Source organism: Vibrio sp. S457-15, from assembly GCF_000960545.1.
Classification (GTDB): domain Bacteria; phylum Pseudomonadota; class Gammaproteobacteria; order Enterobacterales; family Vibrionaceae; genus Vibrio; species Vibrio parahaemolyticus.
Genome location: NZ_JYOQ01000174.1, coordinates 450,670 through 476,753 on the forward strand (window position 1 = coordinate 450,670; position 26,084 = coordinate 476,753).

20 protein-coding genes are annotated in these 26,084 nt (G+C 45.6%); 12 read left to right on the forward strand and 8 right to left on the reverse strand.

The window, feature by feature from the left end; all coding sequences use genetic code 11:
* Positions 1-172 precede the first annotated feature (172 nt).
* The 3 genes from UF05_RS19370 to UF05_RS19380 all read left to right on the forward strand — a co-directional run bounded on the left by UF05_RS19370 (position 173) and on the right by UF05_RS19380 (position 5,154).
* Positions 173-2,245: a sensor histidine kinase gene (locus tag UF05_RS19370; RefSeq protein WP_025605083.1), complete on the forward strand. Its 2,073-nt coding sequence runs from the start codon at positions 173-175 to the stop codon at positions 2,243-2,245.
* Between the two features lie 209 nt (positions 2,246-2,454).
* Positions 2,455-3,582, forward strand: coding sequence for a conjugal transfer protein TraF (locus UF05_RS19375; RefSeq protein ID WP_045546318.1), 1,128 nt, complete (start codon positions 2,455-2,457; stop codon positions 3,580-3,582).
* Between the two features lie 180 nt (positions 3,583-3,762).
* The gene (locus UF05_RS19380) at positions 3,763-5,154 is read left to right on the forward strand and encodes a glycoside hydrolase family 1 protein (protein WP_045546319.1); all 1,392 of its coding nucleotides are present in this window, start codon (positions 3,763-3,765) and stop codon (positions 5,152-5,154) included.
* A gap of 92 nt (positions 5,155-5,246) precedes the next feature.
* On the opposite strand, the gene UF05_RS19385 is transcribed toward UF05_RS19380, so the two are convergent.
* Positions 5,247-7,283 (reverse strand): PhoX family protein, encoded by a 2,037-nt coding sequence (locus UF05_RS19385; protein WP_045546320.1) that lies wholly within the window; start codon positions 7,281-7,283, stop codon positions 5,247-5,249.
* 357 nt (positions 7,284-7,640) lie between these two features.
* Here UF05_RS19385 and UF05_RS19390 point away from each other — a divergent pair, with 357 nt between their 5' ends.
* The gene (locus tag UF05_RS19390; RefSeq protein ID WP_005459294.1) at positions 7,641-7,979 is read left to right on the forward strand and encodes a YggL family protein; all 339 of its coding nucleotides are present in this window, start codon (positions 7,641-7,643) and stop codon (positions 7,977-7,979) included.
* Between the two features lie 615 nt (positions 7,980-8,594).
* Here UF05_RS19390 and UF05_RS19395 read toward each other — a convergent pair.
* A complete protein-coding gene (locus tag UF05_RS19395; RefSeq protein ID WP_045546321.1) occupies positions 8,595-9,461 on the reverse strand; it encodes a helix-turn-helix domain-containing protein in 867 nt (288 codons plus the stop codon).
* Between the two features lie 168 nt (positions 9,462-9,629).
* Between UF05_RS19395 and UF05_RS19400 the strand changes: the two genes are divergently transcribed.
* The 4 genes from UF05_RS19400 to UF05_RS19420 all read left to right on the forward strand — a co-directional run bounded on the left by UF05_RS19400 (position 9,630) and on the right by UF05_RS19420 (position 13,160).
* Positions 9,630-9,875 carry a hypothetical protein gene (locus UF05_RS19400; RefSeq protein ID WP_025442464.1) on the forward strand — a complete coding sequence of 82 codons (246 nt, stop codon included), beginning with the start codon at positions 9,630-9,632 and terminating at the stop codon, positions 9,873-9,875.
* Between the two features lie 536 nt (positions 9,876-10,411).
* Complete coding sequence (locus UF05_RS19405; protein ID WP_045546322.1) at positions 10,412-11,302, forward strand: LysR family transcriptional regulator; 891 nt, start codon at positions 10,412-10,414, stop codon at positions 11,300-11,302.
* 458 nt (positions 11,303-11,760) lie between these two features.
* On the forward strand, positions 11,761-12,666 hold the full coding sequence (rimK, locus tag UF05_RS19415; RefSeq protein ID WP_005459235.1) for a 30S ribosomal protein S6--L-glutamate ligase: 906 nt from the start codon (positions 11,761-11,763) through the stop codon (positions 12,664-12,666).
* Between the two features lie 65 nt (positions 12,667-12,731).
* Entirely contained in the window at positions 12,732-13,160 is a 429-nt protein-coding gene (locus tag UF05_RS19420) for an ATP-dependent zinc protease family protein (protein ID WP_005459284.1), read from the forward strand.
* 66 nt (positions 13,161-13,226) lie between these two features.
* Here the strand turns inward: UF05_RS19420 and UF05_RS19425 are convergent, their stop codons facing one another.
* Positions 13,227-13,952: an MBL fold metallo-hydrolase gene (locus UF05_RS19425; RefSeq protein WP_041170770.1), complete on the reverse strand. Its 726-nt coding sequence runs from the start codon at positions 13,950-13,952 to the stop codon at positions 13,227-13,229.
* Positions 13,953-14,275: 323 nt separating this feature from the next.
* Between UF05_RS19425 and speA the strand changes: the two genes are divergently transcribed.
* From speA to UF05_RS19445, 4 genes are all read left to right on the forward strand, one after another.
* Positions 14,276-16,186: an arginine decarboxylase gene (gene speA / locus UF05_RS19430; protein WP_021451067.1), complete on the forward strand. Its 1,911-nt coding sequence runs from the start codon at positions 14,276-14,278 to the stop codon at positions 16,184-16,186.
* Position 16,187: 1 nt separating this feature from the next.
* Positions 16,188-17,108 (forward strand): agmatinase, encoded by a 921-nt coding sequence (speB, locus tag UF05_RS19435; RefSeq protein ID WP_005393578.1) that lies wholly within the window; start codon positions 16,188-16,190, stop codon positions 17,106-17,108.
* Positions 17,109-17,519: 411 nt separating this feature from the next.
* On the forward strand, positions 17,520-18,725 hold the full coding sequence (gene emrD / locus UF05_RS19440) for a multidrug efflux MFS transporter EmrD (protein ID WP_005459347.1): 1,206 nt from the start codon (positions 17,520-17,522) through the stop codon (positions 18,723-18,725).
* Between the two features lie 326 nt (positions 18,726-19,051).
* A complete protein-coding gene (locus UF05_RS19445) occupies positions 19,052-21,217 on the forward strand; it encodes a S9 family peptidase (RefSeq protein ID WP_045546323.1) in 2,166 nt (721 codons plus the stop codon).
* Between the two features lie 208 nt (positions 21,218-21,425).
* Here the strand turns inward: UF05_RS19445 and UF05_RS19450 are convergent, their stop codons facing one another.
* From UF05_RS19450 to UF05_RS19470, 5 genes are all read right to left on the reverse strand, one after another.
* Positions 21,426-22,421, reverse strand: a complete 996-nt coding sequence (locus UF05_RS19450; RefSeq protein ID WP_005497853.1) for a porin — start codon at positions 22,419-22,421, stop codon at positions 21,426-21,428.
* Between the two features lie 215 nt (positions 22,422-22,636).
* The gene (locus UF05_RS19455; protein WP_045546324.1) at positions 22,637-23,506 is read right to left on the reverse strand and encodes a zinc ABC transporter solute-binding protein; all 870 of its coding nucleotides are present in this window, start codon (positions 23,504-23,506) and stop codon (positions 22,637-22,639) included.
* 35 nt (positions 23,507-23,541) lie between these two features.
* A complete protein-coding gene (locus tag UF05_RS19460) occupies positions 23,542-24,417 on the reverse strand; it encodes a metal ABC transporter permease (protein WP_020834843.1) in 876 nt (291 codons plus the stop codon).
* On the reverse strand, positions 24,417-25,151 hold the full coding sequence (locus UF05_RS19465) for a metal ABC transporter ATP-binding protein (protein WP_023624829.1): 735 nt from the start codon (positions 25,149-25,151) through the stop codon (positions 24,417-24,419). The genes UF05_RS19460 and UF05_RS19465 overlap by 1 nt, the downstream gene beginning before the upstream one ends.
* Entirely contained in the window at positions 25,151-26,077 is a 927-nt protein-coding gene (locus UF05_RS19470; RefSeq protein ID WP_015312818.1) for a metal ABC transporter substrate-binding protein, read from the reverse strand. The genes UF05_RS19465 and UF05_RS19470 overlap by 1 nt, the downstream gene beginning before the upstream one ends.
* Positions 26,078-26,084 lie beyond the last annotated feature (7 nt).

Here is a 26,084-nt window from a genome sequence, read left to right on the forward strand (position 1 = left end):
ATCCAATCAGTTAGGCGCACTCTGTCTCAATCTGGATAAGTAATCACTGTGAACCGCACAGGAAAAATCTAAATCGGCAAACCTGCATGTGGATTGGGTCATCAATCAGGACGAAGCAGAACTGAAAATCAACAACTTATCTTAAGAAAACGAGTACTTGGATGGAGTCGGTATGACGCTCAGCGGAAAAGGGAAAATGTGGTTGCTTGTGATTTTTGCAAGCGCGATGGTGCTATTTTCTTACAGTGCTAGTCGTGAAATCGCCCACCAATTGCTCAGCGCACAAACGCAAACCGAAGCGCAACAAAAACTACTGGATTACATCGGCGAAGTCCGCCGAGCACTGAAACGCTTTTATCACCTGCCTTATTTAGTCACCAACAATCCCGAAACTATTGCGTTTGTGAAAGGCAATTTGACTTACTATGAACCGCTGCAAGCCCAGTTAACCCAACTCGACAAAGCCGCGAATACCGAAGGTTGGTTGATCCTCTCCACCTCTGGTGAAGTGTTGGTTTCCAGCCTCATCGATGAACGATTTAGCCGTTCAGATCGACGTGCCATTGTTGAACAGATTCATCGCCAAGGTGAAGGCGTCTCTCTGGTAAATAAAACCAAAGGCTCGAGCCCTCTGTATTATTTATCGGCACCGATTTTTGATGGCCTCAACATCGCGGGTATTGTCGTCGTACAAATTAACTTGAGCCTTCTGACGGAACAAACCATCACCAGCCAAGACATTATTACACTGCAAAACCGCCATCAGCGTTTCTTCCTGTCGAGCAGCACTACTTACAACGCGGACTGGTTCAATGAGCCAAACCATGCAGTAGATGAGGAAACACAAAAGCTCTACGACAACACCGTGATCCATTTTTGGACGCTGGATCAACAACGCTATTTTGCCCATACCGTTAAATTGGATGACCTCAATTGGTATGTCAGTTATCTCATCCCGACCAAGCCAGTTCAACAAGCCATTAATGTCATTGGTTGGAGTGTCGCTGCGTTGCTGTTATTGATCATTTTGTTGGCCATTATCGGTTTGCAACGGCACCAGAAAAACCAGAACCAGCAGCGTATTCAAGCTCTACTGGAGGAATCCCAAAGGCGACTTAAGCAGATGATCAACAAAACTCACGTTGGGTTGCTGTTGATTAATGAGCAAGGACAGCTATTCGATCTCAATCCAATGGCTAAGCGGCTGTTTTGTTTGCCAGAAAATGTCAATCGTCAAACTTTTGCTTGGGAGTTGTTTGATGCAGGTAATCCCAACTCAACCACGCTCACACTGCTCAGAGATCTACCAAAACATAAGGAGCTGGCAGAAATCAGTGCCGTTGAAACGATGGCAAGGCGAAGTGATGGGAGCGTTTTCCCTGTGCTGTTCTCATTAACGACTTTTCCTTGGCACGGAGAGCTGTATTTTCTTGCCACCCTCATCGATATTAGTAAACGCAAAAAGGCTGAACAATCGCTACAACTCGTCAACCAAGAGCTAGCGCAGCGGGTAGAAGAGCGAACGCAAGCACTACGTCAAGCTCAGGAGCAATTGATTGAATCAAGCAAAATGGCGGCGTTGGGCCGCATGTCGAGCGCGATTACCCACGAGTTGAATCAACCTCTTACCGGATTGCGCACCCTTCTCACCACCAACGAGTTATTAGCAGAACGCGGCGAAACCGCCATGATGAAGGCCAATAATGTGCTCGTGCAAAAGCTGATTGACCGCATGGCAAGCATGACGAGCCAGCTCAAAACATTCGCGTACAACAAACCTGAAAAGCTACAAGCACTGTCGTTAACCAGCGCGTTGGAAGAGACGCTGCGTGTCTATCAATCTCAGCTGGCGAATGTGGATGTTCGCGTTCGAATACCTAGCGATCTGCCGCAAATTCAGGGGGAAGAACAACGCTTACAACAAGTGCTTGGCAACCTGATATCCAATGCGCTTGATGCCATGCAATCTAGGGACAAGCCCCAACTTTCAATCGTTGTCACACCAACTAACAGCCACGTTGAAGTGGTGGTCAGTGACAACGGTTGTGGCGTGGCACTAGAACAACTCGACACCATTTTCGAGCCATTCCAAACCAGCAAAAAGATCGGCGAAGGCTTGGGTTTAGGACTGTCAATCACCGCGAACAACATGCGAGACATGAATGGACAAGTCACAGCACAACGCAATCCTGGTTCCGGTATGTCGTTCCTCTTGCGATTTCAGCTCGCCAATACGATTGATTGAGCCACATAAAAAACTATTTGCATTTATCTTTATTCGTGCAAACCAATAACTCGTCCTCAGCTTTATAAAGCAGATTGCTTAACCTACGCTTAACATGATGAATAACCACCCTGCCATTCATCAATGGAATTGTTGGTTGTCGACATCCGCTTTGGCATCCAACCGTTAACTTATTACAAGTATTTACTTCAAGTAAGAATGGACGCGTTATGAGAAAAACAACTTTAGCAGTGACAAGTGCCCTTACTTTGTTGTCACTTCCTTCCTTTGCTGCGCCTTATGCAGCCGATGCTCGCAGTCACGGTATGGGAAATACTGGAGTGGTATCGGCAGATTATTTAACTGCTCCACTTCACAATCCTGCGCTTGGTGCACTTTATCGAGAAAATGATGATATTGGTCTACTGATCCCCGCCTTTGGCGTCAATATTCACGATGAAGATGACGCTCTTTCGACCGTCGATGATGTACAAGATTTGTATGGCAGCATTCAGGGGCTACCCACTCCCGCAGACGAAGCTGCAATGAATCGACTGTTAGATCAGTTAGATAGCAGCATGCCTATCGTTATCAACGGTGGATTAACCTTTGCCATCGCGATACCAACACGTTTTATGTCAATGAACCTTTTTAGCGCTGGCTATGTGGAGATTCTTGCGGCACCTGATATTTCTGACGCCACCAACACCGCTGAGCGATACCTGAATTCGGCAGTTAATTTAGCGGCATTTGGCAGCGCAGAATATGGCGTCTCTCTATCAAGAACCTATACTCTTGGCGGACAAACCGTCGCCTTTGGCCTCACACCTAAATATCAACAACTCAAAACTTACACCCAACGTACAACGCTTGATGACTTTGATATTGAAGATTACGACAAAAGCGAAGTCTCAAAAAACGCCTTCAATATGGATGTTGGCATCGCTTGGTATCACGAAGCCTTTCGTGCGGGTTTGTCCGTTAAGGATGTGTTCAAGCAAGACATTAAAACCAAACTCGGTAGTTATACCTACGAACTCACTCCTCAAGCAACCGTTGGGATTGGCTACGTGAGTAACTACGTAGCACTGAGCTTAGACGCCGATCTAACCACGCAAAAGCGCTTTAAAGAACTTGATGATGACACTCAGTTTGTACGCATCGGTATCGAAGGCGACGCGTGGGGATGGGCACAACTTCGCGCAGGCTATGAGATAGACCTCGAGAACAACCTAGATAATTCCGTCACTGGTGGGATTGGGATCAGCCCATTTGATGTTGTTAGCCTTGACCTAGCAGGTTCTTACGCAGGCGATAATCAATTCGGAGCAGCGGCGAACTTAGCCTTCACTTTCTGATTCACTACCTGAATAGTTACGCCAACCAGATTAGCTTCGGTTGGCGTCTTTTCTAACACCGAACCAATCGCCCTTCAGAAAGTCGATCTGACTACAAGAATCGTGATGTGACCTGCACTATTCTCAAGCAAAGAAAAATCCAAGTAACTGCAATTTTCTAATGATAAAAGAGTGAGAAACATGATTAAGTTTCCAGATAATTTCCTTTGGGGTGGTGCCATTGCTGCAAACCAAGTAGAGGGGGCATACAACCTTGGGGGTAAAGGTTTATCAACATCAGATATGTTGCCAAACGGCATTCTGAGCCCGCATCAAACGCGTGAAGAACGAACACCAGGTATCAAAGATCTTGCGATCGATTTCTACAATCGCTATCCAGAAGATATTGCCTTATTTAAAGAGATGGGATTCACCTGCCTGCGCTTGTCCATCGCTTGGAGCCGTATTTTTCCTAATGGTGATGAACTGGAGCCAAACGAAGAAGGACTGGCGTTTTACGACAAAATTTTTGATGAGCTAGCCAAACACGACATGCAACCATTTGTGACGCTTTCTCATTACGAGATGCCTTACGCCTTGGTTGAGAATTATGGTGGTTGGGGCGATCGTCGAGTGATCGAGTTTTTCGAGCGTTACGCTAAAACCGTGTTAGAACGCTACAAAGATAAGGTCAAACTGTGGCTTACCTTCAACGAAATCAACATGTCTCTGCATGCACCATTTACTGGGGTTGGTTTGCCAGAAGACGCAACAGAGCAACAGATTTACCAAGCGATTCACCATCAATTGGTGGCGAATGCTAAAGCAGTGAAGCTGTGCCAGGAAATTGTACCGAATGGCAAAATCGGCAACATGTTACTGGGTGCCATGAACTACCCATACACTTGTAACCCTGATGATGTGTTAGCCGCCATGCATGAAAACAACAAGTGGTTGTTCTTCGGTGATGTGCAAACTCGTGGTCAGTATCCTGGTTATATGAAGCGCTATTTCCGTGAAAATGGCATCGAGATCCAGATGGAAGACGGTGATTTAGAAGACATTGCCTCGGCCAGTGTCGATTTTATCTCCTTCAGCTACTACGCCAGTGGTTGTGCGAGCGCGGATCCTAAACAGAAGGAAGTCGGCAATATTGTTGAGAGCGTGCCGAACCCATATTTGGAAAAGAGCCAATGGGGCTGGTTGATCGATCCCAAAGGTCTGCATATTTTGCTGAACTTCTTGTACGATCGCTACCAAAAGCCGCTCTTTATCGTGGAAAATGGTTTGGGAGCGAGAGATGAATTTGACGAAAATGGCGAAATTCAAGATGACTACCGCATTGCCTACCTCAACGATCACCTAGTGCAAGCGCACGAAGCCATTCTTGATGGCGTTGAATTAATGGGTTTCACCAGTTGGGGGCCGATTGATTTAGTAGCCAACTCAACGGCAGAAATGAGCAAGCGTTACGGATATATCTACGTTGATCGTCACGATGATGGACAAGGCACTTTAGAACGTAAACGCAAAAAGAGCTTCTACTGGTATCAGGATGTGATTCGTACCGCAGGTGGTTCGTTAAAACGCTAACGCACATATGTGAATGACAGCGAAACACAAGCCTAAACATCAAGCCCTGCAATTGCAGGGCTTGAGTTTTAAGGTCTTAATACACGATGAGATTAAACCGCTATTTCGCCACCATCTTCACGACGAATCACAACGGTTGCAGCACGAGGACGAACTGTAGTTCCAGCCGGAGTTTCTTGCGCGGCATCATCACTGTATGGCCAGTTACCAGGGTGTTGAATGTTTACAAATAGCGATTTGTAATCTGGGCTAATGGTAAAGCCTGTCACTTCACAACCGTTTGGACCAACAAAGAAGCGTTTCAGCTCTGCTTGGTTGTCTGCACCGATCACTGCTTGATCGCCATTTTCATTCGTCAGTTTAGATGGTACCACTGCCAGCATTTGGTCGTTGGTGTACGACGTGACTTCATCTGCGCCGTTATCGGTTTGAATCCAAAGAATGCCGCGACCATCAAATGCCAAGCCATCTGGGCTTGCAAACTGATTAAGCTCATTCAAGCCAGAACGGTTTGTATCTGCATCACCATTTGCAGGCGAACCAAAGACAAAGATATCCCAAGTAAAGTCGGTCGCAGAAGTGCCTTCATCCCAACGAATAACGTGACCAAACTTGTTGTTTAAGCGTGGGTTGGCAGGATTGGTTTCATCAGTACGGCGCGTGTTATTGGTCAGCGTGAGATAGACAGAGCCCGTGAATGGGTCAACCGAACACCATTCAGGACGATCCATTGGCGTTGCGCCAACAAGGTCAGCCGCGCCAGCCGTATTAATGATAACTTCCGCTAACGAGTTAAAATGATCAGCAAGCGTGCCACCAGATGTCGTCACACTATCAAGCGTTAGTGGCAACCAAGTACCTGTGCTGTCTTCATTGAAACGCGCAACGTAAAGTGTGCCTTCGTCCATGTACTTGTCGCCCGTCGCCAAGCGATTCGCAGGATTTGCATCAGCAGGATCCCAAGCCGCTGCAGACTCGAACTTGTAAAGGTATTCAAAACGAGAATCATGACCTGAGTAAAATACTACGGGTTTGCCTGCTTCTAGCTTACCGAAAGCACAACCTTCGTGGCGGAAACGACCAAGCGCGGTACGCTTTTTCGCACGAGAGTTTTGGGTATATGGGTCAATTTCTACAATGTAGCCATGGCCGTTCGCTTCGTTACGGTAATCGTCTGCAGAGCTGGTGCCTGTTGGTGCAACATTAAAACGCGTGAACTCATCTAAACGCTCTTCTGAGTTACCTGCTAATGTTTCCCACAAGTAACGCGTGCTCTTATCATCCACACCAATACGATCTTGTTCTTCTGTACGAGTCCCCGCATTAACGAAGTAGCCAGGCCAGTTCTCTTCACACGTGAGGTAAGTACCCCACGGCGTATAGCCGTTGCCACAGTTGTTTAACGTACCACGAGCTTGGCTGCCATCAGGCGAAAAACGCGTCACAGTAAGCGCCGTGTGAGCGACTGGGCCAGATAAATCCATCACTGTCGCACCAGTGTATCGGCGGTTAAGCGGATCGGTATCCACCAATTTCCACATATTGTCTTTTAGCTGAATACGAACAACGGAAACGCCGTGAGCGTTAATCTCTTTGCGAACTTCATCAACTATTGTGCGAACGCCATTTGAGACTGTTGGACCGTTTGGATGCAGTGCTGATGTATCAATGTATTCATGGTTGATGCAAAGCAGGCCGTCGGTCGTACTGTCATTTAATGGGAAAAAGTGCATGCCATCATGGTGCATGCCCAACGCGTTAAGTTGGTCTGAGCTGGTATTGCTGCCATCATTTTTCCACGCGCTGCCTTGAGCATTCAGCGGTGTACCCCAAGGTACCAGTACCTGAGCGGTATAACCCTGTGGAATAGAAACGGCATCAGTCAACGAGCCAGGAATTGAGTCAAAGTTAAGTACCGCTTTCGAAACGCCAGAACCGTTACTTGCCGACGTGCCAGAGCTCGAAGAGTTACAGCCCGCCAATCCAAAAGCACCAAACGCAGTCATTGCGCTGATACCAAGGCCACCTTTTAAGACGCTACGACGAGATAGACTCGCTTCTAGTACTTCTTCAAAAGGCTTGTTATCGCTTTGGTTATAACGCGTTGCGTCGAAGGTTTCCTTGCTCATTTTTACTTTCCCGATCTTATAGTTAGTGAATAAATTGTTGAACGGCAAGAAGTTTGGAGAAGAAAAATGACAGAAATGCTCAATCTATATGAAACTTGTATTTCAATGATGTGATCACTCAATAAACGAGACACGGCAACTCCGTATCCCTATCGACTCTTCATATATTCCTCCTCTCTCACTTCCCACAGCGAGCAATGCAACACTCCAGAGCTCAAAAATCGTGCACAACGCCAACCTATCCTTAGGTTTGATTACATAATCGCCAACTGTATCGCTTCATTCTGATTTTTCTTGGGCTAAAGTCTGATAGAAGGTATAAGGTGTACGTACTCAAATCATCTACGAGAGAGAATCATGAAATTAGACAAAATCGATAACAAGAACCGTCGTATCCGTAAAAAGCTGTTCTTAGGTGAGTTCGCAATCCTAGGTTTCGAAATCAGCTGTGAAACAGACATCAACGACTTCGACCGTTACGATGCATTCGTTGATGACTTTATCGACTACATTGATACTCTAGGTCTATGCTTTGGCGGCGGCGGTCTGGAGCTATTTGAAGGCTTCCTATGTTCAACAGAACGTTACGGTAGCGCGACAGAAGAGCAAAAAGCACAAGTCGTTGCTTGGTTAGAAGCTCGTCCAGAAGTGAAAAGCGCGAAAGCTGGCGACTTGCTTGACGCAAACTACCTGTAATAGCAGGCAAGCAAATACGTTAGAGAAAGCTGGTCTTCGGACTGGCTTTTTTTATGGGTGATGAAACTGAATTTAAAATTAGATTTGAAGTGTTGGTGGTGTTTGGAGCTGGCAATGCGTAGAGAACGTTTGAATTCTATTGCCAGCTCAAGGACTTCGAGTATGGTTAACTATGATTTCTTAGCTGTTGCTTCTTTCGTATCTTTCCAGTACTGGATGCGAACACGATGTAGCTGAGCTCTTCTCATTTTTTTCATAGTAATCTCCCTCATCTTCTATAAGTAACGCTCTTTATGAGCTTATTGTCTAAGGTTTTTTATCCCCTTCAATCTATAAGGGAACCAATTATTTAACCGTGACTCATTTCACAACATAATGATAAAAACGGTTCTATTGCAGCCATTTTTGACACCTAAAACCGATTATTACCTTCCTGACACGGTCAAATTACTCACGAGATATGACAGAAAAATGGCAATCAAGTTCCCTAAATTAACTGTCATTGAATCTTAATAATGATTCCTGAAAAACTTTGCAAGTAATATACCAATTGCACATCACTTTCCGTCGAGTAACTCTTTTCACGTTCTTACTAGCAGTTGCATACCATTCCCATTAAGGCTGAATTCGCTGCTGATAATGCTGGCGGTAGTCGCGTGGTGTTAGTCCTTTGTACGTTTTGAAGTGGCGATTAAACAGGGCTTGATTACGATATCCGACTCGCTCAAACACAATCCCAATCGGCAACGACGTAGATTGCAGCAAATCTGCGGCATGATTGATCCGCAATTTCATTAGACGTTGGCTAAACGGCTCTTTAAAGTGCTTTTGAAACAATCTTGTGACTGCACTTTCACTCAGCGATAAGTAGTTCGCCAAGTCTGCGAGCGTCACCTTAGTTGCAAAGTGCTGTTCGAGATACGCGTTAACACTTGCCACGCGCTCTCTTTCCTGTAGCTCGTGTTCACTCATCGATAAGTATGAGTGAGTCATCAGTGTTTTTGCTCCTTCATCGTGAGCAATCAGAGACAAAACATGGAGAAATCTCGATAGTTGCTCCATTGCAGGAAACGTCATGAGCTCATGCAGAAGATCCACAACGTGCTGAGCTGTCCGTTCAGAAAACACCACACCTTTATTGGCCGCCTTTAAAAGCGGGTCAAGCTTTCTAAGCTCTTCGCAATAGAACATCAAATTGGCAATCCACTCACGCTTAAACCAAATCACATGAGTCTCGCACTTGCTTTCGACCAATGTGGAGTGAATTGAATGAGGCACACCAGGCGCGATCAATAGCATTTGGTTGTGAGTCACTTCTAATTCGTGATGACCAATATGCAAACTGCCAGTGAAGTGTCGATGGATGACCAACTCAAACACATCATCGTGAAAATGGAGGTCGTACTCTTTCTCTACCTCATCAATGCGACGATAGCGCCAAGAAAAACCTGGTCTCTGCGGTACTTTTTCGATGTGCGCCATTGACAACTCCACAAGATAGTATTGTTTCACGCTCAAATAATATCAGTATTGCCGACATAATCTTCATCACGCCGAAATAGTATTGATATTAAACGGCATACTATCAACTTGGTGTTGTCCCTCTCCTTATTCTTGCCTTGTAAAGACAAGATAACTAAGGAAGCTTTTATGAGCCACTTCACTATCAAGCTACGCCAAATCCTGCACAAAACTCGCGATGAATGGGCAAAATTCGCTATCAGAGAAATGGAAATCTCACCTAACACCATCGCCAAATTTTATGGCTACAAGTCGAGTTGTGATCTTGAGCAAATTCTTAAACACGATGAAAACGACGCCAATTCGGACATTTGCTCGACACTTTGTGCGAGATCTCTCACAAGCGATGTAAGCAAAACGACCATCTTTGACTAAGATAAAACCAAAAAATGCATATAACCAATTGAAAATTAAAACTTATAGTATTTTTCATAATATTCGCTGCCAAAGTTTTTTTACCTAGCTGATTGAGAGTAATCAGCAAAACATCAATACTGATTGTGTCGACAGGATGTTGGCGGGAACAGGAAAAAAGCCTAATGGACTAGGTATCTTCAGGATGAAGATTTGGTAGCTTAGGATGAGTTATCAGCAAGGATGTAGTTAAGCTCTAGGATAGAGTTCGCCCGTCAGGATGATAGGCAAGAATGGACACCGCTAGGAAGGCGATGAACAAGGAACTCGGTTAAAGGACTTAGCCACAATCAAGGATAGATGCAGGGAGCACCTATTAGTAGCTGGATTGCTGCGAAAGAGAATAAGCCCCGTCTGGGAAACCAGGCGGGGTTTTATTTTGTCTGCTATTTAGCATTCGCGAACCACCCCAAATCACTTCGGCCGATTTATTTCGGGCAGTGCCATGCTATTATTTTCTCAACGTCTCTTAGCAAGCTCACAGCACATCACGCACTATGCTTAATCCCGTTTGGTTACACACGTTTAAGACTCTGGTCGAAGTCGGCCACTTTACGCAAACCGCAGAAAAGCTCTACATGACCCAACCCGGTGTTAGCCAACACATCAAGAAGTTAGAGCAAAGTTGTCAGCATGCCCTGATCAAACGTGAGAACAAAAGTTTCGAGCTCACCGAACAAGGTCGTATGGTTTACGCCTATGCGCTGGAGCTAGAGGAACGCGAAAAAAGCTTACTAGAAGAACTCAGCTTTGATGATGCCTATTCTGGCCATTGTAAACTCGCTTGTTCCGGTGCGTTGGCCCTCATGCTTTACGGCCCTCTATTAGAGCAACAAACGCAATATCCTAGTTTGTCCATCCACTTAGAAGCCGTGCCAAACCAATCTATTCTTAATGGTATCTCTGAAGGCCGCATTGATATCGGCATCGTGACTGATGCACCAAACAAAAGCCTCTTCCAAAGCGAACGAATCGGTCGAGAAGCGCTGTGCTTGATCCTTCCCCACGCATATAAAGCCGAGCCATTAACGCCTGAGATCTTGCAAAAATGCGGTGTTATTGGCCATCCCGATGCCGAGCACTATATGACGTTGTTTTTTGACCAATGTGCAGAGCCACAATTAAAAGAGATAAAAATGAGTGACATGCCGCTTTCGGGCTTCGTCAATCAATTAAGCCAAATATTATTGCCAGTTAGCAAAGGATTGGGATTTACGGTGTTGCCTCAAAGTGCAGTAGAAAGCTTTCCAAATAGAGAAGAATTGCACGTCGCGCAGCTAAAACAAACCGTTTATGAAGATTTGTATTTAGTCAAAAAACGGGGGCGCACATTACCGCTGCGCTATACCACGATAAAAGAGGTGTTATCAGGCATCATTGGGAAATAAGCGCCTTTCGTAAAGAAAGTGGGGGTGCATCGGTTAAGACCACCTTTTGTATAAGTTTCGTAAAATTTATAGCGGCTAAAAAATCTTTTCTGCTGTGATTTTTGTTCCAATAACGCCAATATGCATGGCCTTGCGTAAGTGAATCCGAGCGTTTTTTGCGCGAATTTCAAACTCAATGCCCATGATTTTTTCACTGGTTTTCTTCGGTAAACTATTGACACACAATCACTGTAAGGCGCGATAAATCGACAAATAATTTTTGTCGTAACGAATGCTTTTTTTCGTTTTAAACTTGTAACAAAAAAACCTAAGGTGCGCACCTCTGACGAGGTGGTTGTTCAACCACACTTCTAAATCGTTGAAGTAAGTAGGTTATGTCATACCATGATCACCTGCCTACTACATTCTATACTCTATACTTATATTTTAATTTGGTACTGACTTACTAAGGAATTGCCATGCGTATTGCTATTCTCTCTCGTAATGAGAATTTATATTCAACCATGCGCCTAAAACAGGCGGGTGAAGAGCGTGGGCATCAAATCGATGTTATCGACACTCTACACTGTTATATGGACATTACGAGCAACAACCCTATGATCCGCTATAAGGGTGAAGAATTGCCGCAATACGATGCTGTTATTCCACGTATAGGTGCATCCATTACTTTCTACGGCACTGCTGTTGTGCGTCAGTTTGAAATGATGGGCACATTTTGTGTCAACGAATCTGTAGCGATCAGCCGCTCTCGTGACAAATTGCGTTCATTGCAATTGCTATCACGTAAAGGCATCGGTTTGCCGCGCACGGGCTTTGCTCACCACCCTGACAACATTCAGGACGTGATCAAAAACGTTGGTGGCGCACCTCTAGTCATTAAATTGCTAGAAGGTACTCAAGGCATCGGTGTTGTACTTGCTGAAACAAATAAAGCGGCAGAAAGTGTGATCGAAGCATTCATGGGTTTGAAAGCAAACATCATGGTGCAAGAGTTTATCGAAGAAGCAAAAGGCGCGGACATCCGCTGTTTTGTTGTCGGTAATAAAGTTATTGCTGCAATGAAGCGCCAAGCAAAAGAAGGCGAATTCCGTTCGAACCTTCACCGTGGTGGTTCTGCGCAACTCGTACGCTTAAGCAAAGAAGAACGCGCAACCGCTGTAAATGCAGCGAAAGTGATGGGCTTGAACCTTTGTGGTGTGGATATCCTTCAATCTAAAAATGGTCCTGTGGTGATGGAAGTGAACTCTTCACCTGGCCTAGAAGGCATCGAACTAGCAACAGGTAAAGACGTTGCTGGTATGATCTTCGATTTTATCGAGAAAAACGCTAAGCCAAATTCAAACCGTACTCGCGGTAAAGGTTGATTTTTGTTTAACGCACAAGAGAGCCAAAATCCGGCTCTCTTGTTACTCGTCGCTAGGATGACACTATGAATCAGAAAATGATCATTGGGAATGCCGAAGCTATTTGCTTGCCAGAGTTAGGGATTACTCACCTTGAAGCGCGTATTGATACGGGCGCACAAACATCTTCATTGCATGTAGATAACATTGATTGCTTTGAAAAAGATGGTCAGTCTTACGTTGCATTCGATCTACACCCGGATGTTTATCACTTAGAACAAGTGGTTCGCTGCACAGCGAAGCTAAAGGCAAACCGCAAGGTTAAGTCTTCGAACGGTACTTTTGAGCACCGCTGCGTCATCACCACGATGCTACGTTTGGGCGACCAAGAATGGCCAATCGACATTACGCTGACTAACCGTGAAAAAATGACTTACATGATGTTGTTAGGTCGTCAGGGTATGGCAGACAAAGTGCTGGTAGACCCTAGCCAATCTCACTTATTGGCGTCTTAACCCCGTAGCTTCAGATGAGTGATCGAACGTTTTTGTTGAGCATCACTCGTCTGGCTTTACTTTCGTCTACTTCCTACGAAATAGCGCAAACAACAATCCCCTCGCTTTAACTTTTGTCACTCGCCAATGGGTCATCGGCTTAGTCGGTGCAGTATGCAGAATGTGCTGATACGCTTTCTCATCAAAAGTCACCTCTCCCCCATGTGCCAAAAGCAAACATTGCGGATTCATTTCAAACACGCGCTTTAATGATTGGCGATATTGGTTTGGATGAAATATGGGAAACGGCGCAATAAGATGCTTCTTAACCTGCACCATCAAATCCGCCACATACAATACATCTTGTTCAAAATGATAAACCGACAGATCTCTATCGGTATGTCCCTGCGTTTCTAGTACCTGCCAGTCATCAAATCCCGGAATACACTCACCATCGATGAGTTCGATATCGGGCTTTAACTTGCGCGAATACCACAGGTTTCGCTTTGGTTTACGCATCCGGTTCGCCATCCAGCGCGCTAACATCAAATCGGTTAAATGCATTAACCAACCATCTACACCGTCATACCACTGGCTTTCTCGCTTTGCGGCTAACACTTTGCATCCAGTCAAATCACGCAGCTTGTGCGCGCCACCAGCGTGGTCTGGATGCATATGAGTCACAACGACCAACTTTAGGTCAGAAAAAGGGCGATGGAGTTGATGCTCAATAAAATCTTTAAGATGAGGAATGTCTGCTCGACTTGCACCGTCAAGCAACAATAATTTATCGGGATATTCGGCGAGATACATGGTCTGAATGTATCCCTGAATTCTGTGCAGCTGCAAAATATGTCCTTATTTGAGTGAGATTTTTCATGACCGCTTCCTTGCTGGTCAGACCAACTATAACAGCAGAATCGACGCTCCGGTAAACAAATGTTCACACCCAACTACGACAACAAATCATAATCGAGATGATAGATTTTAATCATTAGACTCAGAGGCACTTTTATCCGTTAATGCGCGCACACGGAGTTCGTGTCAGGGTATGAGGTTAATACCTCATGATTTGCTTTTTTGTACTTTTCCTTCTAATTAATTAAGGACTTAAGTACATTTTTGTGAGAATCGAGTTGGAAAAAGCAACTAAATTAGACCGCATCCGCGCGGACTACAACGTTCACTACTGGAGCCAAGGTTTCTACGGTATTGATGACCAAGGCGAGGTTTACGTATCACCTCGTAGTGATCGTGCACATCAAATCCCTTTCAGTGCCATTGTAAATGAGCTAGAAGCGCAGCAGTTAAATCTGCCTGTATTAGTGCGCTTCCCGCAAATCGTGCACCAACGTGTGCATGGAATTTGCCACGCTTTCAACCAAGCAATTGAAGAATACCAATATCCAAACAAATACCTGTTGGTGTACCCAATTAAAGTAAACCAACAACGTGAAGTGGTGGATGAAATTCTAGCGAGCCAAGCTCAACTAGAAACCAAACAGCTTGGTCTTGAAGCGGGTAGCAAGCCAGAATTGTTGGCAGTACTTGCATTGGCTCAACAAGGCAGCTCCGTGATCGTGTGTAACGGCTACAAAGACCGTGAGTATGTGCGTCTTGCACTGATCGGTGAAAAGCTAGGCCACAAAGTATTCATCGTACTAGAGAAGCTTTCTGAGCTGGATCTGGTGCTAGAAGAAGCGAAAAGCTTGGGCGTAAAACCGCGCCTTGGTTTGCGCATTCGCCTCGCCTCTCAAGGTGCAGGAAAATGGCAAGCAAGTGGCGGTGAAAAATCGAAGTTTGGTTTGTCTGCATCGCAAGTGCTCAGCGTTATTGAACGTCTGAAACGCGAAGGCAGCCTAGATGCGATGCAATTGGTTCACTTCCACCTTGGCTCACAGATGGCAAACATCCGTGACGTACGTAATGGTGTGAACGAATCTGCTCGTTTCTACTGCGAACTACGCGCACTGGGTGCAAACATCGAATACTTCGATGTGGGCGGAGGTTTGGCTGTCGACTACGACGGTACACGCAGCCAATCATCGAACTCGATGAACTACGGCCTTGCAGAGTACGCGCGTAATATCGTCAACACAGTGGGCGATGTGTGTCAGCAATACGAACAACCAATGCCAGTGATCATTTCTGAATCCGGACGTTCACTGACAGCACACCACGCTGTATTGATTTCGAACGTAATTGGTACCGAAACATACCAACCGGAAGAAGTGCATGAACTGGGCGTAGATGCACCACTTTTGCTACAAAACATGTGGCGAAACTGGGAAAACTTACAAGATGGTACAGACGCTCGTGCGTTAATTGAGATCTACAACGATACCCAAAGTGATTTGGCAGAGGTACACTCTCAATTCGCAACTGGCGTGCTTAACTTGGAGCAACGTGCGTGGGCAGAACAACTGTCACTGCGTATTTACTTCGAACTAAGCCGCAAGATGAGCACTAAGAATCGCTTCCACCGTCCAATTCTGGACGAGTTGAGCGAACGTCTTGCAGATAAGTTCTTCGTGAACTTTTCTCTCTTCCAATCTCTACCAGATGCTTGGGGTATTGATCAGGTGTTCCCTGTTCTGCCACTTTCTGGTCTTGGCGATGCGGAAGAGCGTCGTGCTGTGATGTTGGACATCACATGTGACTCTGATGGCGCGATCGATCACTACGTTGATGGTCAAGGCATCGAGAGCACGCTACCTGTACCAGCTTGGAGCAAAGACAAACCGTACCTAATGGGCTTTTTTCTAGTAGGCGCATACCAAGAAATCCTTGGTGACATGCACAACCTATTTGGTGACACCCACAGTGCAGTAGTCAATGTTGATGAACACGGTCAATTTGAGATCAGTTACATCAATGAAGGTGATAGTGTAGAAGACATGATGCGCTACGTTCATATCGACGTGGATGCGATTCGTGACAATTACAAACAATTGGTTTCCCAACGAGTTGAAGCCAATGAACAAGCACAAATCCTAGCAGAACTAGAACAAGGTCTAGCGGGATACACCTATTTAGAGGACTTCTGATATGAATGATTTGTTTACTAAAACCGATTATTCGCTTTACTCCAACTCTATGTCGTTTTTACGTCTACCGTACATTCGTAATCCGGTATCGGCAGACGCAGACGTTGTGGTGCTAGGGGTTCCTCTGGACATGGCTACATCTGGTCGTCCAGGCGCACGCATGGGTCCAGATGCAATTCGCCGTGCCTCAGTCAACTTGGCATGGGAAGGTAAGAAGTTCCCTTGGGACTTCAACGTATTGGATAAACTGAAAGTGATCGACGCGGGCGACCTTGTGTTCGATTGCGGTGATGCGGAAGATTTCACTTACCGTCTAGAGGCGGCAACCAGTGAAATTCTAAAAAGCGGCAAAACCATGTTGGGATTGGGCGGTGACCACTTCATCACACTGCCTATCCTACGTGCTTACGCAAAGCATCATGGCCAAATGGCTTTGATTCACTTTGACGCTCATACGGATACCTACGCAAATGGCAGTTCATACGACCACGGTACGATGTTCTACCATGCGCCAAAAGAAGGTTTGATCTCAGCGAAAAACTCAGTACAAATCGGTATTCGTACTGAGTACAAACAGCAAGATCACGGCTTCAATGTGATTAATGCGATGCAAGCGAATGACATGTCGGTGAACGAGATCTTAGAAGAGATTCGTCGCACCGTCGCAGACAAGCCAGTGTATGTTACTTTTGACATTGACTGCTTGGATCCAGCCTTTGCACCGGGAACAGGTACACCAGTTTGTGGTGGCTTGAACTCAGACAAAGCGCTGAAAATTATTCGTGGCTTAGCCGGCATGAATATCGTGGGTATGGATGTTGTAGAAGTATCGCCTCCATATGACCACAGTGATGTTACCGCACTAGCGGGAGCAACCATTGCGCTAGAAATGCTTTACGCATACGCATCTGGCCGCGAATAGACATAATCATTTCTAAGGGAGCTTCGGCTCCCTTTTTCTTTATCGCGGCTTGTTAAGCCTTTTCCTCACCTAAAATCTCTTTTTCCCACACTAAAGATTGGTACTTTCTCATCTACTGTTTTTATCAGTAGAACCAATGATCTAGCAATAACCATATGTCGAATCGACATAGAAACCTCCCCTTAATTGAGGAAATGGCATCATGCGTTTACCCCCACAAAATAAAGATTAGTTTTTCTAATCCAAATCATAGATTTTTATCTTGCTCAAGTTCACATTTTTAGATTGCTAATTGTATAGGCAAGCACTAATATCTCGCGCAAATAACCCCGTAACACCAGCAATAAATTGGCACTTCGACTTGGAGAGCTAAGGGTTTTTACGTCTTAAATTTTTTGGAGAGATACGCAAATGTCTGCCTCGTTTCCATTAGCGAAACTTACCTTTTTAATCGCAATATTGACTGCCGTGGGTCAAATGACCCAGACAATGTACGTGCCTTCAATCGGTCATATGGCGGGTGAGTTTTTGGTATCTGCGTCATCACTTCAAGCAGTGATGGCTTGTTACCTGATCCCATATGGCTTGTCTCAATTTGCATACGGTACGCTATCAGACCGCTTAGGTCGTAAACCGATCATCATCGTCGGTCTACTTATCTACATCCTAGGTACTTTGGTGGCGCTATTTGCACATCAATTTGAGTGGTTCTTGGCTGGTAGCTTCATTCAAGGTTTGGGGATCGGTTGTGGCGGCGCGATGTCACGAACTCTAACTCGCGACTGCTTTGAAGGTGCTGAGCTGCATCGTGCAAACAGCTTGATCAGCATGTGCGTGATTTTCTCACCACTAATGGCACCAGTACTTGGCGGCTACCTAACAGAAGCATTTGGTTGGCGCTCTAGCTACCTATTTCTAGCCCTCTTCGGCATCGCGGTGGTGATTACCATGATGACCAGCATGATGGAGACTCTGCCAAAAGAGAAACGCAAGTTCGAACCAGTGGCAAAAAGCTACAAGCACGTTTTGTCTGACCGCCGCTTCCAAGGCTTTTTAATCTGCCTAGTTGCGACGTTTGCTGGCGTAGGTGTGTTCGAAGCAGCTGCTGGGGTATTACTAGGTGGTGTATTGGCATTACCAGCCACTACCGTAAGTTTGCTGTTTATCTTGCCGATCCCGGGCTACTTAGTGGGAGCAGGTTTGTCTAGCTATATCGCGCAGCGTCGCTCTGAGCGTCGTGCGCTAAATGTTGGTTTGGTGTCGATCTTTATCGGTTCAGCCGTCGTATTAATCCCAGGCTTGTTTGGCGTAACAACTGCACTGACGTTAATTGGTGGAGCAACTATTTATTTCCTAGGTGCGGGCATTCTGTTCCCTGCGGCAACAACAGGCGCAATTGCTCCGTTCCCTTACCACGCGGGGACAGCTGGTGCGACTCTGGGTGGCATGCAGAACTTGGGCGCAGGTATTGCAACCTTGCTTGCATCGCTATTCCCAGCGCATAACCAAATGCCGCTTGGTGTTTTGATGATGGCAATGTCAATTGTCGCGATGCTTGGCCTATTGTGGGTACACAGAGCACACGATCACTCAAACGAAATGCCACAAGTCATTTAACCGACATTTCAATCTGACCAAAACATTGAAAAGGGACACACGAAATAGTGTGTCCCTTTTTTCATATCACACTCCCTCTATTTATTGATGAGAATGATTTAACTTTAGAAGTGATATTTGTTAAAAATAACAGTTGCTTACACAATGCGTTTTCAAGCCAACAGGTCACAACAATGAGCCGTTCAGAAATGGTGAGAGTATTCACTTCTCGAACCACATTTCTGCTCTCTAAAACAAAAGCGTGACCAGCCTGAAAACTCTCAATGAAACCAAAGTCCATACCCTCAGGATGAGGCAACTTAGGTATAAAATATAAGGATAAACAGATGCGTTTCACTTTAACTACGTTGGCCGTATCGGTCGCGCTTATCGCCGGATGCAGCAATCAAGGAACTCCAACCATGACTCAATATTCCCAATCACAGATCGTTGCTCAGCAAACTCAAGCCCCGGTTGCAAAAAAAATCCCTCACGCGATGACCATTCATGGTGATACTCGCGTTGATAACTACTACTGGATGCGTGACGACGAGCGTAAAGATCCAGAAATTTTGCAACACCTAGAGCAAGAAAATCAGTATGCGGAAACCGTTCTCAAGCACACTGAAGCTCTTCAAAATGAGCTATTTGAAGAAATTAAAGGTCGCATAGCAAAAGACGACAACTCCGTTCCTGTGCGTAAAGGAAACTACTTCTACTCAAGTGAAGTTACCGGAGATAACGAATACGAAGTTCATCTTCGAGCGAAAGATTTTGCTGGTAAAGACAAACAAGTCATCTTAGATGTCAATGAACTTGCGAAAGAGCATGAATTTTTCAGTATTGGTGGCCTGTACGTCAGCCCGAATGAAAACTTATTGGCGTATGGCGAAGATACATTAAGCCGCCGTGTTTACACCATTAAGATTAAAGATCTGACCACAGGTAATTACTTACAAGATGAAATTGAAGGGGCGTCAAGCGCTGTCGCATGGCAGAACGACAACAACGCGTTCTATTACATCAAAAAAGATCCACAAACCTTGCTAGGCTATCAAGTTTATCGTCACGTATTAGGCACACCACAAAGCAGCGATGAGCTGATTTTTGAAGAAACCGACAGCGCCTATTACACCTCACTAAGCAAAAGCAAAGATGGTGACGATGTTTACATTTGGCATTCGAGTACAGAGACAAGCGGCGTCTCCATCATCGATGCGAACAATCCTAAAGCGAAGGCGGAACCGTTCTACCCTCGAGAAGATGGCATTGAATACAGCATTTCCAAGCTAGGCAATTGGTATTACATTTATACCAACTATCAAGCCGTCAACTTCCGTTTGATGAAAGTTAAGCAAGAGGAGATGCACGATCGTTCTAAATGGCAAGATGTGATTGCCGCAGACGACAATACTCAACTTGTCGACTTCGAGCTATTCGATGACCACCTCGTCTATGAGCAGCGCTCTAACGGTCTAGCGAGCGTCACTGTGCGTCAGCTTTCAACAGGAAAAAAATTCCCGCTCACATTTAATGACGATGCGTTTGCGGCATACTTAACAGGCAACTTCGAACTGGATAACAAAAAAGTTCGCATTTACTACAGTAGCTTGACTACTCCAGGAACCTACTACGACTTCGATCTGAAAACGGGCGAATCTGAAATCATGAAACAGACACCTGTATTGGGTGACTTTGATGCGGATAACTACCAATCAGAGCGCATCATGATAAAAGCACGTGATGGAAAAGAGGTCCCTGTGTCACTGGTGTATCGTAAGGACTTGTTTAAGAAAGATGGTACAAATCCGCTTTACCAATACGGTTACGGCTCTTACGGTGCGACCATCGAACCAACGTTCGGCTCTGCACGACTAAGTCTGTTAGACCGTGGTTTTGTCTTTGCAATCGCTCACATTCGCGGTTCTGAAATGCTAGGCCGACCTTGGTATGAAGATGGTAAAAAACTCACCAAACAGAATACCTTCAACGACTTTATTGATGTGACTAAAGGTTTGGTTGAGCAAGGCTACGGCGCGAAAGACAAAGTCTTCGCCGTTGGGGGCTCCGCTGGCGGTTTATTGATGGGTGCCATTATTAATCAAGCCCCTGAATTGTATCGCGGTATTGGCGCACATGTTCCATTTGTCGATGTTGTTACGACAATGCTTGATGAATCGATTCCACTCACCACTAATGAGTATGATGAATGGGGTAACCCGAACAACAAAACATACTATGACTACATGTTGAGTTATTCGCCTTACGACAACGTCAAAGCGCAGAACTACCCGAACATGTTAGTGACAACAGGCTTACACGACTCTCAAGTGCAGTACTTTGAACCGATGAAGTGGGTAGCCAAGCTTCGTGAAATGAAAACCGACGATAACGTCTTGTTGTTTAAAACAGATATGGAAGCAGGACACGGCGGCGCATCTGGCCGATTCAAACGTTTGAAAGAAGATGCACTGGAATACGCGTTCTTCCTCGACTTGCTCGATAAAAAATAAGCATATACACGCCACTCATAAAAATGCCCGCACACTGCGGGCATTTTTGTTTGGACACATTCTCGAAGCAGAGAAGCAATTTAAGCCTAAACCTCATTCCACCTGCTTAGGGGGAAATCACCACCAAAGCGGAAAGAAAAACGCCTACTCACAACGAGTAGGCGTTAACACAATAAATGTGTTTAGGCAGTAGAAACTGTCCTATTTATTAGAAGTAGTAACGAGCGCCTAGAGTCCAGTAATCGTTCTCTTCGTTGTTGTAGTCATTACCTAGGTCGAATTGGTAACCAACGAAAGTAACGAACGAAGGAGTCACTGAGTACTCAGCTTGTAGTGCTGTTTCGCTCTTAACTGTCTTGTTGTCTTTGTCGTCTTCTACGCCTTCGTAGTTAACGCTGAACGTCCAGTTATTTACGCCGTACGCCAATAGACCTTCAAGCTGAGATGTCTCTTCACGCATCTCGTAGAAGTAATCGTTCATGCCGTAAACAACAGCTGCGTATAGACCAGAACCGTACTCACCGTAATTTACAGAGAATAGGTGTGATTCAGCTGTTTTAGTACCTAGAGCTGCGTTCTTAACATCGCCGCCGCTGTATACGTAACCAAGACCGAAGCCTGCTACTGCACCGCTAAGTGCGATTTGACCACGTTGCTCGTAAGTTGTTGCGTCTGAAGTTTGTTCACCTTGCCAACCTAGACCTAGGTTGAAAGCAAAACCTTCACCAAATTGGAAACCTTTGCGGTAGCTAACCATTTTGTCTGCACGACCAGTACCTAGGTTGCCGTGGTTGTCGTACAAGAAATCGTTAGCAAACGCGATTGGTAAATCCGCAACGCCACCAACATCGTAGTAAGGTGCCCATTGTGTACCAACAACAAGACGACCAAGTTGCTCGTGAGTTGCGCCGATGTAACCTAGACGAGTTTTGAATGACTGATCGCCACCGTTAAGGTAGTTAAGAGCCCACTCACCTTTCGCATCTACAGTAACACCGTTGCCAATGTCCTTTTTACCCGCCACGTTGATACGCGGAGACACTTGGTGAACTTTCACTTCATCTTCGAAATACTCACCCACGCCAACAGAAACGTGACCGCCAATCGATAAAGATGTACCATCGCTGTTATAAACTTCTGCTGCGAAGGCCTGTGAACCACATGCTAGTGCCGCCACTGCAACGGCTAGAGTTTTCATTTTCATTGTTAACATCCGTATAGTTGTTTGTACCGGTTCGTTTCAAAACAGAATAAAACTGAATCGTTCGCAACGAACAGATAACAAAGTAGTAATGAAATATAAATGAAACAAACACTTTCTTATGCAACTGGTGTTATTTGTGCTCAATTCTTGATCTACACCACAAAAAAATAGGGAACTTTTCATTCTCTATCATTACTTCTGTGGCATTTTACGTGTTACATCTTCCACCGTGCGAGTGGCTTCTCAGTTTTGATACCCTTACTGCCCCAGCGGTCAATATTATCAATTTGCAGTATGCGATCCGGTGATACCAAAGAAGTTAAGATTTTTGATGGTTTTTTATCCGTCACCAACCATAGTGTTTTATCTTGTTCAAACTGAGCTTTTAAAGATAGTTTGTCTTTTTCACTCCATTCTAACTCTGGTTTGAACTGACGTTTGACGACAAAAAGTTGGTTTCCTGAAGCAAAATCTTCTAGTGATTCACTCATCAACACGATTGAATCCATCTCTTTTTCAAATATCACGGCTTGTTGTTGGTTAATCAACTCACGCACGCTAAGCATTAATGCTTGTTGATTACGTTGGATTTGCTCTTGGAACTGCGGATACAACTTTTGCAGATCGTCACCGACAATCGCTGTCATACGAATTAAATTACTTGGGTTCAACCAAACGTATTTAGATGTGGCTCCATCTTCCAGCTTTAAGGCTGCAACGCCTTGAGCTCTAGGGGAAATCGCTTGTGACGCATCAATTTCGATCAAACGAATGTTGCCTTGTCGTGCGTAGACATACGTCGGGTCCTGGTCCCAAATGGCTCTCATGGTGATGGCCACGGTTGCGCTCTTTCCTGCCTCTGAAACTTGGTTTGCACCTTTAGTGGCGAACCAATTCGCCATGCGTTCAATGCCATAGCGTTTGGGAGGCAGATATGTGGTTTCCACGCCCGTTCCTTTCATCAGTTGCTCTGACAGCATGTAAGTCACAGGGGTACTGGTTAAAATATCTTTGGCCATCGCCAATGATGACAATGTACTCATCGCCATCAATCCTAAACCTAAAGTAAGAGTTTTCATTTTCATGTCGAGATACTTAAGTTGGGTAGGTAAAAGCGTTATCACGCTTTACGAATAATTCGATAAACTGTTGCAGTTAAGAAGAAAGCAGCGGAAACAATGATGATCGACGCGCCCGATGGCACCGGTAAGTCGAGCTCCATTGGCAATATGGTGCCAACCAAGCAAGCAACCGTCGCAAGCAAAGAAGAAAGCAATACAAAGCTTCCCATTCGCTTGGTGAGCAACCGAGCTGTCGCACCAGGGATCAATAACAGCGCACCCACTAACACGGCACCAATGATCTTCACTGCGGCGATCGTCACTAAAGTGATCATCATGACGAATAGGTAATCGTAAAAGCTGGTATTGAAGCCACGCACGCGAGCAATATCTGGGCTGATACACGTGAGCAAAATGCGATTAAATGTCGGAATCAGCAGCAGCAGGATGATCAAGCAGCTCACTGCAAGCAACGTGATGTCTCTATCGGTCACCGTCAAAATCGAACCGAACAGTACGTTTTCTAGCATGTGTATGTTGATCTTACGTGCGACGTACATCAGCAACGCCGCCCCGACCGCCAGAGCTAACGCCAGAAATACACCGACCAACGTGTCATAAGGTACATTGGTGCGATTTCTCACGAAGTGCAGCAGCAACGCAAAGATCATGCAGAAGCTAAACAACCCTATGATTGGGTTTTCTGGCGGTTCACCAAGTAAAACACCAATAGCGATACCCGTCAGTGCTGCGTGGCCTACTGCTTCGGAGAAAAACGCCAAACGCTTAGCAATCACTAATGTGCCCAGCCCGCCGAGTAGCGGCCCCAAAATCAGCGCAGCGACCATCGCATTCACCATGAAAGCGTACGCAAAGCTGTCGCTCAACCATCCAGCGTCTACACCACTCATCGCCAGTGCTCGTAACCACTCCATTACGCCGCCTCCGCTTTGGTTGTGTAGTGCTTAAATAGTGTTTCAATACGATCTGGGCTCAGAACATCCGAGTGGTGTCCGGACGCCACAATCTGACGATTAACAACGTGCACTTCTGCATCTAAGCGACGCACCGCAGTGACATCATGATGAACCGCTAACACCGTTTTGCCCTGCGCGACAACTTCATGTATCAACCCTTCAAGGTAACGCACACCTTGCTCGTCCATCCCTGTTGTAGGCTCATCCAACACCAATAAGCTTGGGTCATCTAACAAAGCCTGAGCGAACAACACACGCTGTTGCTCACCACCAGAAAGTTGCCCCATACGACGATCTGAGCGAGCGGCCATGCCGACGCGATCTAATTGCGCCAGCGCACGTTGTGTTTGTTTGGTTTTACTGCGCCAGAATAGTGGGATTCGTGTTTGGTTCAGCAACACAAAATCCATCACCGTTAGCGGTAAGCTGGCTTCAAACATCGCTTTTTGAGGAACATAACCAACGTTTCCGCCAAGCTTATTGTGAGTCTTATTCGGCCAGTGAACGGAAATGTCGCCAGTAAAAGGCGTAAGTCCAAGTACGGAGCGCAACAACGAGGTTTTTCCTCCACCATTTGGACCCATGATCACATGGCACTTGCCCGGCTCGAAGGTTGTCGTGACATTTTGCAATATCACGTTGTCACCGTATTGGAGACTTAAATTATCTATCGAGATAGAAGGACCAAGCATTACGCTTTCTCCTGTGCGTGTTTGCTTGCCACGAACTTCATCGCTTCAATCAAGGTCTCAACGTTTTCGCGCATCTCAACTTCCACTTTGTTCGCTTCGTATTCCCCATGCGTCATGTGAGAAAAACGGTAGAGCTTAACTCCTGTCGCTTCTTCGATGGTATCAACAAAGCGATTTGGCATATTCAGCTCGTAAAACAACACATCAATGCCAGATCGTTTGATCTTCTCGATCGTCTCTTGCAGTTGGCTCGCGCTCGGCTCCACGCCATGAGCTGGCTCAATCACTGCGGCAACATCCACACCAAACTCTTGCAGAATGTAGCCGTATGCGTTGTGCGTTGTCGCAACCTTCATACCCGCCGTGTCCAACTCGCCCAACGACAACATGGCATCACGTTTCATCATGCGAAAAGTTTTGGCGTATTGACGCGCGTTTTTACGGTAGAAATCGGCATTTTCAGGGTCGAGCTTGCTCAACTCGCTCGCGATGGTATAAACCTTTTGAATCGTTGTTGAGAGCCCAACGAACGTATGTGGATTCACCGCGCCTTGCCCGACTGATTGTCCCATTGCTGGCAATAGCGGAACTTCTTTGTTGGCTTCAATGACAACGAGATCATCGCGTTGCGACGCGTTGATCACCTTCAATGCAAAATCATCATGGCCAATACCATTCACCACAATGACATCCATTTCATTAAGACGTTTTAGATCATTCGGTTGCGGTAAGTAGTTATGAGGATTAAAGCCAGCATCCACCAGCGGCAAGATTTCCGCTTTGTCACCAACAACAGCGTGCACATAGCTGAAATAAGGCTGAAGCGTGATACCAATTTTCATTTTGTCACTCGCGAAACTGGACGTGCTAGCGACCAATAAAGCGCAAGATGCAAACATGGAACGTAAAAGCGAACGTGTGATCATAATATGT

Coding starts and splice junctions, on each gene's coding strand:
- UF05_RS19390 (WP_005459294.1), top strand. CDS start 7,641: ATGAAATTAGACAAAATCGATAACAAGAACCGTCGTATCCGTAAAAAG.
- UF05_RS19445 (WP_045546323.1), top strand. CDS start 19,052: ATGCGTTTCACTTTAACTACGTTGGCCGTATCGGTCGCGCTTATCGCC.
- UF05_RS19470 (WP_015312818.1), bottom strand. CDS start 26,077: ATGATCACACGTTCGCTTTTACGTTCCATGTTTGCATCTTGCGCTTTA.
- UF05_RS19450 (WP_005497853.1), bottom strand. CDS start 22,421: ATGAAAATGAAAACTCTAGCCGTTGCAGTGGCGGCACTAGCATGTGGT.
- UF05_RS19400 (WP_025442464.1), top strand. CDS start 9,630: ATGAGCCACTTCACTATCAAGCTACGCCAAATCCTGCACAAAACTCGC.
- UF05_RS19405 (WP_045546322.1), top strand. CDS start 10,412: ATGCTTAATCCCGTTTGGTTACACACGTTTAAGACTCTGGTCGAAGTC.
- speB (WP_005393578.1), top strand. CDS start 16,188: ATGAATGATTTGTTTACTAAAACCGATTATTCGCTTTACTCCAACTCT.
- UF05_RS19385 (WP_045546320.1), bottom strand. CDS start 7,283: ATGAGCAAGGAAACCTTCGACGCAACGCGTTATAACCAAAGCGATAAC.
- UF05_RS19460 (WP_020834843.1), bottom strand. CDS start 24,417: ATGGAGTGGTTACGAGCACTGGCGATGAGTGGTGTAGACGCTGGATGG.
- UF05_RS19455 (WP_045546324.1), bottom strand. CDS start 23,506: ATGAAAATGAAAACTCTTACTTTAGGTTTAGGATTGATGGCGATGAGT.
- UF05_RS19395 (WP_045546321.1), bottom strand. CDS start 9,461: ATGGCGCACATCGAAAAAGTACCGCAGAGACCAGGTTTTTCTTGGCGC.
- UF05_RS19425 (WP_041170770.1), bottom strand. CDS start 13,952: ATGTATCTCGCCGAATATCCCGATAAATTATTGTTGCTTGACGGTGCA.
- UF05_RS19420 (WP_005459284.1), top strand. CDS start 12,732: ATGAATCAGAAAATGATCATTGGGAATGCCGAAGCTATTTGCTTGCCA.
- UF05_RS19370 (WP_025605083.1), top strand. CDS start 173: ATGACGCTCAGCGGAAAAGGGAAAATGTGGTTGCTTGTGATTTTTGCA.
- UF05_RS19465 (WP_023624829.1), bottom strand. CDS start 25,151: ATGCTTGGTCCTTCTATCTCGATAGATAATTTAAGTCTCCAATACGGT.
- rimK (WP_005459235.1), top strand. CDS start 11,761: ATGCGTATTGCTATTCTCTCTCGTAATGAGAATTTATATTCAACCATG.
- UF05_RS19375 (WP_045546318.1), top strand. CDS start 2,455: ATGAGAAAAACAACTTTAGCAGTGACAAGTGCCCTTACTTTGTTGTCA.
- emrD (WP_005459347.1), top strand. CDS start 17,520: ATGTCTGCCTCGTTTCCATTAGCGAAACTTACCTTTTTAATCGCAATA.
- UF05_RS19380 (WP_045546319.1), top strand. CDS start 3,763: ATGATTAAGTTTCCAGATAATTTCCTTTGGGGTGGTGCCATTGCTGCA.